Annotated in this window: 14 protein-coding genes; 13 read left to right on the forward strand and 1 reads right to left on the reverse strand. The window is 71.2% G+C overall.

The window, feature by feature from the left end; genetic code table 11:
- From ABD378_RS40015 to ABD378_RS40065, 11 genes are all read left to right on the forward strand, one after another.
- Positions 1-1,315: aldehyde dehydrogenase family protein (locus ABD378_RS40015; protein WP_344529655.1), on the forward strand; the 1,315-nt coding region annotated here is incomplete at its 5' end.
- A gap of 80 nt (positions 1,316-1,395) precedes the next feature.
- Positions 1,396-2,361, forward strand: a complete 966-nt coding sequence (locus ABD378_RS40020; protein ID WP_344529657.1) for a VOC family protein — start codon at positions 1,396-1,398, stop codon at positions 2,359-2,361.
- Positions 2,358-3,155: an aspartate dehydrogenase domain-containing protein gene (locus tag ABD378_RS40025; RefSeq protein ID WP_344529660.1), complete on the forward strand. Its 798-nt coding sequence runs from the start codon at positions 2,358-2,360 to the stop codon at positions 3,153-3,155. The genes ABD378_RS40020 and ABD378_RS40025 overlap by 4 nt, the downstream gene beginning before the upstream one ends.
- Positions 3,152-3,988 (forward strand): alpha/beta fold hydrolase, encoded by an 837-nt coding sequence (locus ABD378_RS40030; RefSeq protein ID WP_344529662.1) that lies wholly within the window; start codon positions 3,152-3,154, stop codon positions 3,986-3,988. Before ABD378_RS40025 ends, ABD378_RS40030 begins: the two co-directional genes overlap by 4 nt.
- Positions 3,989-4,033: 45 nt before the next feature.
- A complete protein-coding gene (locus ABD378_RS40035; protein ID WP_344529664.1) occupies positions 4,034-4,555 on the forward strand; it encodes a cupin domain-containing protein in 522 nt (173 codons plus the stop codon).
- Between the two features lie 10 nt (positions 4,556-4,565).
- A complete protein-coding gene (locus ABD378_RS40040) occupies positions 4,566-5,306 on the forward strand; it encodes an SDR family oxidoreductase (protein WP_344529666.1) in 741 nt (246 codons plus the stop codon).
- A gap of 37 nt (positions 5,307-5,343) precedes the next feature.
- A complete protein-coding gene (locus tag ABD378_RS40045) occupies positions 5,344-6,129 on the forward strand; it encodes an SDR family oxidoreductase (RefSeq protein ID WP_344529668.1) in 786 nt (261 codons plus the stop codon).
- 21 nt (positions 6,130-6,150) lie between these two features.
- Complete coding sequence (locus ABD378_RS40050) at positions 6,151-7,956, forward strand: thiamine pyrophosphate-binding protein (protein ID WP_344529688.1); 1,806 nt, start codon at positions 6,151-6,153, stop codon at positions 7,954-7,956.
- Positions 7,957-7,972: 16 nt separating this feature from the next.
- Positions 7,973-8,914 (forward strand): PDR/VanB family oxidoreductase, encoded by a 942-nt coding sequence (locus ABD378_RS40055; protein WP_344529670.1) that lies wholly within the window; start codon positions 7,973-7,975, stop codon positions 8,912-8,914.
- Between the two features lie 18 nt (positions 8,915-8,932).
- Complete coding sequence (locus ABD378_RS40060) at positions 8,933-9,157, forward strand: recombinase-like helix-turn-helix domain-containing protein (protein ID WP_344529672.1); 225 nt, start codon at positions 8,933-8,935, stop codon at positions 9,155-9,157.
- 5 nt (positions 9,158-9,162) lie between these two features.
- On the forward strand, positions 9,163-10,182 hold the full coding sequence (locus tag ABD378_RS40065; RefSeq protein WP_344529674.1) for a Rieske 2Fe-2S domain-containing protein: 1,020 nt from the start codon (positions 9,163-9,165) through the stop codon (positions 10,180-10,182).
- On the opposite strand, the gene ABD378_RS40070 is transcribed toward ABD378_RS40065, so the two are convergent.
- On the reverse strand, positions 10,164-10,706 hold the full coding sequence (locus ABD378_RS40070) for a MarR family winged helix-turn-helix transcriptional regulator (protein ID WP_344529676.1): 543 nt from the start codon (positions 10,704-10,706) through the stop codon (positions 10,164-10,166). The genes ABD378_RS40065 and ABD378_RS40070 overlap by 19 nt on opposite strands.
- 166 nt (positions 10,707-10,872) lie before the next feature.
- Between ABD378_RS40070 and ABD378_RS40075 the strand changes: the two genes are divergently transcribed.
- Together ABD378_RS40075 and ABD378_RS40080 are read left to right on the forward strand one after the other, a co-directional pair.
- Positions 10,873-11,544 carry a FadR/GntR family transcriptional regulator gene (locus ABD378_RS40075; protein ID WP_249590945.1) on the forward strand — a complete coding sequence of 224 codons (672 nt, stop codon included), beginning with the start codon at positions 10,873-10,875 and terminating at the stop codon, positions 11,542-11,544.
- 154 nt (positions 11,545-11,698) lie between these two features.
- A partial coding sequence (locus tag ABD378_RS40080; protein WP_344529680.1) for a PAC2 family protein occupies positions 11,699-12,517 on the forward strand: 819 nt, incomplete at its 3' end.

Consider the following 12,517-nt stretch of genomic DNA (forward strand, 5'->3'; position numbering starts at 1 on the left):
CCCGCGCTGGCGCGACCTCCTGCCCCACCGGCGCGCCCTGCTCCTGCACCGCATCGCCGAGCTGATCGAGGAGTCCACGGACGACCTCGCGGCCCTGCAGACCGCCGACACCGGCAAGGCGCTCACCGAGACCCGCGCCCTGGTGGGCAGCGCGGCGGCCACCTTCCGCTACACGGCCGCCGCACTGGAGACCGCCGAGGAGGCGATCACGCCCTCGCGCGGCGACTACGTGACGCTGAGCGTGTACGAGCCGATCGGTGTCGTCGGCGCGATCAACCCCTGGAACTCGCCCATCGCCAGCGACGCCCAGAAGCTCGCCCCGGCGCTCGCGGGCGGCAACGCGGTCCTGCTCAAGCCCGCCGAGTGGACCCCGCTCGTCTCCCTCACGCTCGGCCGCCTCATCACCCGCGCCTTTGACGAACTCGGTCTACCGGCAGGCCTGTTGTCCGTGCTCACCGGTCGCGGCAGCGTCGTCGGCGACGCGATCGTCCGTGATCCGCGCGTCGGCAAGGTCACCTTCACCGGAGGCACGAGCACGGGCCGCACGCTCGCGCACGCCGCCGCCGAGAAACTGATGCCGGTCTCGCTCGAACTGGGCGGCAAGTCGCCGACGGTCGTTCTCGCCGACGCGGACGTCGAACAGGCGCTGGCCGGCGTGATGTTCGGGGTCTTCTCCTCCAGCGGTCAGTCCTGCGTCGCGGGGTCACGGCTCTTCGTCGCCCGTGAACTGTACGAGGAGTTCGTCGGCGAACTGGTCGAGCGAGTGGGGAAGTTGCGCGTCGGGCCCGGTACCGCCCCCGACACCCAGGTCGCACCCCTGGTCCACCACAAGCACCGGGACTCCGTCGCCTCGTACGTCGATCTCGCGCGCGAGGAAGGTGCGCGGGTGCTGTGCGGCGGGGGTGTGCCGGAGGGCGCGCGGTACCAGGACGGGGCGTACTACCTGCCCACCGTCCTGGACGGCCTCCCCAACTCCTCGCGGACCTGCCAGGAGGAGATCTTCGGGCCCGTCCTCGTCGCGCTGCCCTTCGACGACGAGGACGACCTCGTGCGGCAGGCCAACGCCAGCGTCTACGGCCTCGCCTGCGGCATCTGGACCCGCGACCACCGGGCCGCCTGGCGGATCGCGCGGCGCGTCGACGCGGGCACGGTCTGGATCAACACCTACAAGCAGTTCAGCATCGCCACGCCCTTCGGCGGCATGAAGGAGAGCGGACTCGGCCGCGAGAAGGGCCGCGACGGCATCCGCGCCCATCAGCGCCAGAAGTCCCTGTACTGGGGCGTCACCGACGCGCCTCTCCCCTGGGCCAACTGAAACCCCGTCCCTCCGCCGCCCCCTCTCCGTACCTCCGCCCTCTGCTGCACCTCTGCACCTCTGCATCTCTGGAGCAGGTCATGTCCCAACCGCCCGTCGCCCGCCTCCGCGCCCTGCGCTCCGTCGAGCTCCTCACGCCCTCCTTCACCGAGGCCGCCGACTTCTACCAGGAGGTCTGGGGCCTGGAGACCGTCGAGTCGGAGCGCGGCGCGGCCGCCTGGCTGCGCGGCACCGGCGCCGAGCACCACGCCCTCCAGCTCACCCGCGCCGACCGCACGGGCCTCGGCAAGATCTCCTTCGCCGTGGGCACGCCCGCCGAGGTCGACGAAGCCGCCCGCAGGCTGCTCGCGCGCGGCATCACACCGGTCACCGGACCCGGCCCTCTCGACCAGGTCGGCGGCGGCTACGGCCTGCGCTTCATCGATCCCGAGCACCGTCTGATCGAGATCAGCGCGGAGGTCTACGCGGTCGCGCCGCGCGGACTGGACGGCGCCGTCCCCGTCGGTGTCACGCACGCGGTGCTCAACACGGCGGACATCGACGCCTCCGTCGCCTTCTACCGCGACGTCCTCGGCCTGCGCGTCTCGGACTGGTCCGAGCACCAGATGGCGTTCCTGCGCTGCAACGCCGACCACCACTGCATCGCCTTCAACCAGGCGGAGTGGGCCTCGCTCAACCACGTGGCGTACGAGATGAGTTCGGTCGACCACTTCATGCGGGGCCTGGGCCGGCTCAGGCACCACGGCATCGACCCGCAGTGGGGTCCGGGGCGGCACGGGCCCGGCAACAACACCTTCTCCTACTTCACCGACCCCTCCGGACTCGTCTGCGAGTACACCTCCGAGGTCGCGCAGATCGTCGAGGACGCGTGGATCGCCCGGGTCTGGCGGCGGGTGCCGGAGCTGTCCGACCTGTGGGGGACGGCAGGGCCGCCGTCGAAGGAGATCCGCTGCCACATGGCGGGGGCGCCCGACCCCGGACCGCTGTCACGCCTGTCCGCCCTGTCCCCCCTGTCCCCCCGAAACAACCTGGAGGTTCAGGCATGAGCGCCGTACGCAAGGTCGGCATCGTCGGCTGGGGTGCGATCGGCCGCGTGGTCGGTGCCGCGCTCGCCGAACAGCGCGTCACCGGCGCCGAGTTGACGTGCCTCGTCGACAACCGTCCGCTCGGTGAGAGCGCACCCGCCCCGCAGGTCTCCTTCGACGAGGCCATGGAGCGCTGCGATCTCATCGTGGAGGCGGCGGGCCAAGGGGTCGTACGGGAGTGGGGCGAGCGCGTCCTCACCTCCGGGACCGATCTGCTGATCGCCTCGACCGGCGCCCTCACCGACGAGGAGCTGTCCAAACGGCTTCTGGCCGCCGGTCCCGGCCGGGTGTACTTCACCGGGGGCGCGGTCGGCGGGCTCGATCTGCTGCAGGCGGTGCGGTCGCTCGGGCCGCTCGACGAGGTGCGGCTCACCACCACCAAGCTGCCGTCCACGCTCGAACAGCCGTGGATGGACGAGGGGTTGCTGTCCCGGATGCGGACGGCGACCGGTCCGGTCGAGGTCATGTCGGGGACCGCGCGCGACGTCCCCGTGAAGTTCCCCAAGTCGACGAATGTCGCGGCATCGGTCGCCCTCGCCGTCGGTGACCTGGACGCTGTGCGGGTCCAGGTCGTCGCCGATCCCGGCGCCCACCACACGCGGCATGTCGTCGAGGCGTCCGGCGCGCACGGCACGTACCGCTTCGATGTCGCGCATCTTCCGGACCCTGGCAACCCGGCGACCAGCCAGGTCGTGCCGTACGCGGTCCTGCGCAGCCTCGCGGCGCTCGCCGGGCGCACGGGGCAGATCCTGTGACCGGCCCCATTACCCCCATTGCCTCCATTACCCCCCTTGCCTCCATCGCTCCTGCCCTCCATGTGGAAGAGGCGGGATCCGACGGGCCGCTCCTGCTCTGCCTGCACGGCATCGGCTCCTCCTCCGCCGCCTTCGCCCCGCAGCTCGCCGAGCTGTCCGCGTACGTGAGGGTCGTGGCCTGGGACGCTCCCGGGTACGCCAAGTCCGCTGATCCTGAAGGGCCGTTGGACCTGGACGGCTTCGCGGACGCGGCTGCCTCCCTCATCCGGGAGCGCGGCGCGAGCGCCCATGTCCTCGGCGTCTCGTGGGGCGGGGTGATCGCGCTGCGGCTCGCGGTCCGCCACCCCGACCTGGTCGATTCGCTGATCGTCGCGGACTCCAGCGCCGGTTCCGGCACGGACCCCGCGAAGGCCGCCGCGATGCGGCAGCGGGCCGCCGAACTCGCCGAACTCGGGCCGCGGGCGTTCGCCGAGCGGCGCGGGCCCCGGCTCGTCTCGCCGGACGCGCCGCCCGGGTTGGTGGGGCGGGTCGTCGACACCATGGCCGCGTCCGTGCGCCTGCCCGGATACGCGTACGCCGCCGAGTCCATGGCCGGCGCCGATCTGCGCCCCGAGATCCCCGCCATCACCGCTCCCGCCCTCGTCCTCTGCGGCGACCAGGACCGGGTCACCGGCGTCGAGGCCTCACAGGCCATCGCCGGAGCCCTGCACAGAGCCGCCTACGTGATCGTCAAGGACGCCGGTCACCTGGCCAACCAGGAGCGGCCCGAGGCGTTCAACGCCTGGGTCCTCTCCCATCTCCGCATCACCGCCCGCATCCCCGAACGTCCCTGAACATCCCCCAACGTCACTGAACGTCCCTGAACAGGAGATTTCCCCATGCCTCTGACCACCACCGAGTACGACAACGGCGGCGACCTCGGCAAGTACACCGACTCGCTGATCGCCACCAAGGAGTCCCGTGTCGCGGACTTCAGCACGCTGTCCTTCCAGGAGAAGGCGGGCCCGCAGTACCGCCGCGGCCAGATCCGTTACGTCGGCTCCGGTGCGACCGGCAACCACGAGAACGACAGCCGCATCCTGCCGTCCGGCGGCTTCACCTTCTCCAACATGCTGCTCCCGCCGGGCGCCGAGGGCCCCGAGCACACCCACCACGACGTCGAGGAGGCCTTCTTCGTCCTGGAGGGGCAGGTCAAGGTGGGCATCCACCGGGGCGCCGACGAGGTCGAGTACCGCACCCTCGGCTACCGCGACATGATCGTCGTCCCGGCAGGCGTGGCGCGCTCCCTGAAGAACGAGGGCGACACCGACGCGCTCTTCTGCGTCGTCATCGGCACGCAGAAGCCGCAGGTGCCGACGTACCCCGAGCACTCGCCGATGCACGGCGTCACCCGTGACTGACGCGTCATCCATGACTGACGACCGCACCGTCGTCATCACCGGCGCGGGCCGTGGCCTTGGACTGGCCATGGCCCGCCGGGTGGGCGAGGACGGCTTCCGGGTCGTCGTCGCGGAGGTGGACGCGGGGCGGGGCCGGGAGGCCGTCGCGGAGCTGCGTGCGGAGGGCCTTGACGCCCATTTCGTACGGTGCGATGTGGCGAACCCGGGATCGGTGGACGAACTCGCGGACGCTGTACGGGACTTGGGTCCGCTGTACGGCCTGGTCAACAATGCCGCGCTCGCCAACGGCGTCGGCGGCAAGGAGTTCCAGGACATCGACGTCGAGGTGTGGGACCGCTTGATGGCGGTCAACGCCCGCAGCCCCTGGCTGGTCGCCAAGGCCCTCCACCCGCTCTTCCGCTCACCCGGGCGGATCGTCAACATCGCATCGGACGCGGCGCTCTACGGATCGCCGCGCCTTGCCCACTACATCGCCTCCAAGGGCGCGGTCATCGCGCTGACCCGGGCGATGGCGCGGGAGCTCGGCGACAAGGGGATCACCGTGAACGCGGTGGCGCCGGGCCTCACCGAGGTCGAGGCGACCGAGACGGTGCCTGCCGAGCGGCACGAGCTGTACCGGGGCAACCGGGCGATCTCGCGCCCGCAGCAGCCGGACGACCTCGTCGGGCTCGTCTCCTTCCTCCTCTCCGAGGAGTCCCGCTATCTGACCGGACAGGTGATCGCCGTAAACGGCGGCTTCACCATGAACTGATCCAACTGAACCAACTGATCTGCAGGAGCAAGTACTTATGGATCTGGGCCTCTCCGACCGGACCGTCCTGGTCACCGGCGGCAGCTCGGGCGTCGGCCTGGCCACGGTCCGCGCCCTGCTCGACGAGGGCGCGCGCGTCGCGACCTGCGGGCGTGACGCCGACCGCCTCGCCAAGGCGGCCGCGGGCCTCGGCGGCGGCGACCGCCTCCTCACGGGCGTGTGCGACGTTCGCGACGCGGACTCCGTGCGGGAGTTCACCGAGCGCGCGGCCGACACCTTCGGCTCGGTCGACGGACTCGTCAACAACGCGGGACAGTCCCGTATGAAGGGCCTGGACGACTCGACCGCCGAGGACTGGCGCGACGAGCTGGAGCTGAAGTTCGCAGGTGTCCTCAACCCCCTGCACGCGGCACGACCGTACCTGGCGGCGTCGGACGCGGCGAGCGTCGTCAACGTCAACGCGGTCCTCGCCAAGCAGCCCGAGCCACGCCTCATCACCACGAGCGCGGCCCGCGCGGGCATCCTCAACCTCTCCAAGTCCCTTGCCATGGAGCTCGCGCCGGAGGGCATCCGCGTCAACTCGGTCTGTCTTGGCCTGATCGACACCGGCCAGTGGACCCGCCGCCACGCGGCAGCCGATTCGGGTCTGTCGTACGAGGACTGGCAGGCGGAGCTCGCGGCGGACCGCGGCATCGCGCTCGGGCGGCTCGGTCGCGCGGAGGAGGTCGCGTACGCGATCGTCGCGCTGCTCTCGCCCCGCGCCTCGTACACCACCGGCACCAGCATCGACGTCTGCGGCGGCGTCGGCCGCGGCATCTTCTGAGGGAGCTCACCCATGCCACCCATGCATTACGCCACCGGCGGCGATCTCCTCGTCGCCGTCCTGCGGGAACTCGGCATCGACACGGTCTTCGGGATCGTCAGCGTGCACAATCTGCCGCTGGTCGAGGCGGTCGACCGGGAGCTGCGCTTCGTCCCCGTCCGCCACGAGGCGACCGCCGTGAACGCGGCCGACGCCTACGGCCGGGCGCGCGGCTCGCTGGGCTGTGCGCTCACCTCGACGGGCACGGGCGCGGGCAACGCGGCCGGTTCCCTGGTGGAGGCGCTGAGCGCGGGCACGTCCGTCCTGCACGTCACGGGCCAGGTGGAAGCCGAGTTCCTGGGCAGCGGCCGGGGCTTCATCCACGAGACCAAGGACCAGCTGGGCATGCTCAGGGCGGTCTCCACGTACGCGGAGACGGTGACGTCCAACGACTCCGCGGGCCGGATCCTGCGCGATGCGGCACGAGCGGCCCTGACAGATCCGGGCGGCCCGGCCAGCGTGGAGTGGCCGGTGGACCTGCAGTACGCGGCCCAGATGGACACGGCACCGACGATCGCGGAAGCCGAGCAGCACACGACGACCGCACTGCCCGGAAAACCGGCCCCGGCACTCGCGCCCACCGCGGCCCCGGCATCAGAACCAGCACCAGCGGCTGAGGCGAAGGACCAGCCGTCCGGCGCCCTCCAGTCCCTCGCACCGACCGAGAACCGACAGGCCCCCGGCCGCCCCGGGATCACGACACAGGCCCACCCCGCACCCGCCCCGCCCGAACTAGCCTCCGCCCAGGCCCTATTGGCGTCCGCCGAACGACCCCTCGTCTGGGCCGGCGGCGGCGCCACCCGCGCCCGCGTCGAGCTGGCCGAGCTGCTGCACGCCACCGGTGCGGGTCTCCTCAGCTCCAACTCCGGCCGAGGCGCCGTGCCCGAGGACCACCCTCAGGTGATCGGGAACTTCGCCACCACCCCGGCCGCCCGCGCCCTGCTCGCCGACGCGGATCTGCTCCTGACCGTCGGCACGCACTTCCGGTCCAACGAGACCGCCGATTACGGACTCGCGCTCCCCGAGGCGCACATCCAGATCGACATCGACGCCGCCGCCCTCGGCCGCGTGTACCCGGCGCGGCACGCCCTGCACGGTCACGCGCCCCACGTGCTCGCGGCCCTGCTTCCGCACGCGCGCCGGGCCGACGAGAGCTGGACGCGGCGGGTCGCCGCCGTCCGCGAGGACGTCCGCGCCACCCTGCACGACAACATCGGCCCGCAGGCCGCGATCTGCGACGCCATCCGCGCCGCGCTACCCCGCGAAGCCGTCGTCGCCCGCGACGTGACCATCCCGTCCAGCAGTTGGGGCAACCGGCTCCTGGAGATGTACGACCCCCGCGACAACGTCTTCCCGCGCGGCGGCGGCATCGGGCAGGGGCTCGGCATGGGCATCGGCGCGGCGCTCGCGCGGCCCGACTCGCCCACCGTGGTCCTCGCGGGCGACGGCGGGCTCGCCGTCCACCTGGGCGAACTCCTCACGCTCGCCCAGGAGCGGCCCCGGCTGACCCTGATCGTCTTCAACGACGGCGGGTACGGCGTGCTCCGCAACATGCAGGACCGCTACAGCGAGCGCCGGTCGGGTGTCGATCTCGCCACCCCCGACTTCGAACTCCTCGCCCAGGCATGCGGGTTGGCCTACGCACGGATCGCCGCCGAGGAGGACGCGCGGCCCGTGATCAGCCACGCCGTCGGCTCCGACGGGCCGACCCTCGTCGAGGTCGACCTGACCCGCCTCGGCCCGATGAAGAACCCGTTCACCCCGCCCGTCAAGATCCCCGGCCAGTGAGGAGGACCGATCCCACATGAGCGAGCACGAGAGCGAACTCACCCTGCTGGTACGCCGTATGACCTGGGAGGCGGACGGAGTCCTCTCCGTCGAACTCGCCCACCCCGACGGCAAGCCGCTGCCCGCCTGGACCCCCGGCGCGCATCTCGACCTGCATACGGGTGGGCACGTACGCCAGTACAGCCTGTGCGGCGATCCGCGGAACACCTCCGCGTACCGCATCGGGGTCCTCAACGAGCCTTCCTCGCGCGGCGGTTCACGGCACGTGCACACCAAGCTGCGGCCCGGCCAGACCGTCACCGCCTCCGAGCCGCGCAACCATTTCGCGCTCGAAGACGCGCCCTGCTACCTCTTCATCGCGGGCGGCATCGGCATCACCCCGCTTCTCGCCATGGCCCGCGAGGCCGCGCGGCGCGGTGCCGACTGGCGCATGGTCTACGGCGGGCGCAATCGCGGATCGATGGCGTTCACCGATGAACTCGCCTCCCTGGGCGGCGACTTGACCCTCGTACCGCAGGACGAGCTCGGCCACATCGACCTCCGCGCCGCACTCGGTGGTCTGCCCGACGGCACGCTCGTGTACTGCTGCGGCCCCGCGCCCCTGCTCGCCGCCGTGGAGGCCGTCGCCCCGGCGGACCGACTGCGCGTGGAGCGGTTCGCCGCGCCCGTCGTGGAGCGGACCGGGGACGAGTCCGCGTTCGAGGTGGAGTGCCGCGCGTCCGGCCGCACCCTCTCCGTAGGCCCCGACACGTCCATCCTGCGGGCCGCCGAGGCCGCCGGCCTGAGCGTCAGCAGCTCCTGCCAGGAGGGCATCTGCGGCAGCTGCGAGACCCGCGTGCTCGACGGCACACCGGACCACCGCGACTTCCTGCTCAGCGAGGCCGAGCACGCGGCCGGCGCCTCGATGATGATCTGCGTCTCGCGCTGCGCGTCCGGCCGTCTCGTCCTCGACCTGTAATTCCCACCGGAGGCAACAGTGACCACCACCTGGCCGTACCTGGACATCCACCAGTCCCGTACGCACGAGCCGACCCCCTACGAGTACAAGCTCGCCGCCACCCTCGAAGAGGTCTTCACCAAAGAGGGCCATGAACTCTCCGATGTCGTACGCGGCTTGAACAGCCGTCAGGTCCACGCGCCCGACGGCGCCCCGTGGACCGAAGAGTCCTTCCGTGCCGAGATGAACCGACTGGGAGCGTGACCCCGATGACCGCCCTTACCGGCCCCACCGCTTCCGCCGACCACATCTACGCCACCGGCCTGCGCAACCAGTGGCACCCCGTCGTCCCATCGGACTTCGTCGCCCCCGGCGCCATGCGCAAGGTCACCGCTCTCGGCGAGCAGTGGCTCCTCTTCCGCCGCTCCGACGGCGCCCTGTCGATGCTCGCCGACCGCTGCCCGCACCGCGGGGCACCCCTCTCCCTGGGGAAACACCTCGGTGACCGGGTGGCCTGCTGGTACCACGGCGTGGAGGTCGAGACCGACGGCACCGTCTCCTCCGTACCGGGACTGCCCGGCTGCAATCTGGAGGGCAAGAAACTCGTCACGTCGCTGCCCGTACGGGAGATCGGCGGCGCGATCCTCGCGTACTTCGGCGACGAGAAACACCCTGAGCCCGCCGAACTGACGCTCCCCGAGCCGCTCACCGACCCGGACGTCGACGCGATCCTCTGCTACGCGGAGTGGAACGGCCCCTGGCGGTTCGCGGTGGAGAACCTCCTCGACCCGATGCACGGCGCGTTCCTGCACCACGAGTCGCACACGATGTACGACGGCGACACCACCGCCAAGTTCCGCATCCGGGAGACGGAACGCGGCTACTTCTTCGAGAAGACCGACCAGCGGGGCGTCAACTTCGACTGGGTGGAGCTGTGCCGCACCGGCGTGGACTGGGTCGACCTCACGATCCCGTACCCGCCGTCGGCCGGTCCCGGCGGCCCGTTCGGGATCGTCGGCATGGTCTGCCCCGTCGACGAGAACCGCACCGGCGTCTTCTTCTGGCGCTACCGTCGCGTCCAGGGCTGGCAGCGCGACACCTGGCGCTTCCTCTACAAGACCCTCATCGAGGAGCGTCACTGGCAGGTCCTGGAGCAGGACCGCGTGATGCTGGAGGCGATGCCCGCCGACGCCGACCAGCGCGAGAACCTCTACCAGCACGACCTGGGCGTGGTCCGGCTGCGCCGCATGTACCGCGCGGAGGCGGAAGCTCAGGCCTCCGCTTCGTGAGGTTCGTCGGAGTCGGTGATGGACCGCTCCAGCTTTGACATCAGGCGGGCCAGCTGGCGGCACTCGGCCGGGGAGAGTCCGTCGAGCATCCGGCGTTCGTTGTCGAGATGCTCGACGAACACCTCGTCGATCTTGGCGAGGCCCGTCTCGGTGAGCCGTGAGTAGACGACGCGGCGGTCCTCCGCGTCGCGCTCGCGCACGATCAGGCCGTCCTTCTCCAGACGGTCGATGCGCAGCGTCACCCCGGCCGACGAGACGAGGCCGGAGTCGGCGAGCTGACCCGCCGTGAGGCGGTAGGGCGCCCCGGCCCTGCGCAGCGCGGTCAGCACGTCGAATCCTGCGACCGCGAGGCCGTGCCGCTCGATCGCCGTGGTGAGCCTGGTGTTGTAGCGCAGGAAGGTCCGGTGCAGCCGCGCCAGGACCTCCAGGGGCGAGGTGTCGAGCTCCGGCCGTTCTCTCGCCCAGTCCTCGATGATCGATGCGACCGCGTCCCGCTGGGCCCCCGCCGACTTCTTCCCGGCCATGTGCCGTAGCCTCCCTCTCGCCCGTCCCGCGGTCATTTCGGTCAGTACGGAAACCTTAGCCCTGAGAGAAGTACGTATTCGCCGGACCCACGTGCACAAGAGCGCTGGGACACGCCATAATCGTCCGATACATCGGATGTCTTCTGTCTTGTGAGGCGAGGTCCCCATGGCTGTCACCGACGAAGCCATCGAAAAGATCAAGGGCATGATCGTCTCCGGCGCGCTGCGCCCGGGCGACCGGCTGCCCAAGGAGAGTGAACTCGCCGCCGACCTGGGCCTTTCACGCAACTCGCTGCGCGAGGCGGTGCGCGCCCTGTCACTGATCCGCATCCTCGACGTACGGCAGGGCGACGGTACGTACGTCACGAGCCTGGACCCGCAGCTCCTCCTCGAAGCCCTCAGCTTCGTCGTCGACTTCCACCGCGACGACACCGTCCTTGAGTTCCTCGCGGTGCGCCGCATCCTGGAGCCCGCCGCCACGGCGATGGCGAGCGTCCACATCACCGAGGCCGAACTCGACGTGCTGACCTCACAGTTGGACGCCCTCGGTGCGGCGCCTTCGGTGGAGGAACTGGTCGCCTGCGACCTGGAGTTCCACCGCGGCATCGTGCAGTCGTCCGGCAACTCGGTGCTCTGCTCGCTCCTCGACGGCCTCTCCGGACCCACCACCCGGGCCCGTATCTGGCGCGGCCTCACCCAGGAGGACGCCGTCAGCCGCACCCTGCACGAGCACCGCGCGATCCTCACCGCGCTGCGCGACCGCGACGCCGAGGCGGCCAGGTCGTGGGCGACGGTGCACATCGCGAGCGTGGAGCAGTGGCTGCGCTCGACGCTGTGAGGCACGGCCGCCGAAGCACGGCCGCCGCGGGAGTGCGCGGGCCTCTCGCGGGGCAGTGATCCGGTCATCGAAGCCCCTGCGAGGGGGCTGCGGAGGGCCCCGCCGGACGCCGTAAGGTTGGGGCGTACGTAAAGGACATCGGAAGGAGGCCTGGGTGATCGAGCTCGAGGGGGTTCCCGAGCTGGTCGACCCGGTCATGGTGGCCGCGTTCGAGGGCTGGAACGACGCCGGCGACGCCGCCTCCACCGCGGTCGCGCATCTCGACAAGGAGTGGAAGGGCGAGGTCTTCGCGGCGCTGGACGCCGAGGACTACTACGACTTCCAGGTCAACCGCCCCACGGTCTTCCTGGAAGGCGGCGTCCGCAAGATCACCTGGCCGACGACCCGGCTCTCGGTGATCCGCGTGGGCGGCGACAAGCCGCGTGACCTCGTCCTTGTCCGCGGTATCGAGCCGTCGATGCGCTGGCGGTCGTTCTGCAACGAGATCCTGGGCTTCGCCCATGAGCTGGGCGTGGAGCTGGTGGTGATCCTGGGCGCGCTGCTCGGCGACACCCCGCACACCCGCCCCGTCCCGGTCAGCGGCGTCACCTCGGACGCGGACCTGGCCCGCACCATGGACCTGGAGGAGACGAAGTACGAAGGCCCTACGGGCATCGTCGGCATCCTCCAGGAGGCGTGCACGCACGCGGGCGTCCCGGCGGTGAGCCTGTGGGCGGCCGTCCCGCACTACGTCTCGCAGCCGCCGAACCCGAAGGCCACCCTCGCCCTCCTGAACCGCCTCGAAGACCTCATCGGTCTGCGGATCCCGTTGGGCGACCTCGCCGAGGACGCGCGCGCCTGGCAGGTGGGCGTGGACCAGCTGGCGGCCGAGGACAGCGAGGTCGCCGAGTACGTCCAGTCGCTCGAGGAGGCGCGGGACACGGCCGAGCTGCCCGAGGCGACCGGCGAGGCCATCGCGCGCGAGTTCGAGCGC

Origin of the sequence: Streptomyces rectiviolaceus (assembly GCF_039533825.1) — a bacterium.
GTDB classification, from domain to species: Bacteria; Actinomycetota; Actinomycetes; order Streptomycetales; family Streptomycetaceae; genus Streptomyces; species Streptomyces rectiviolaceus.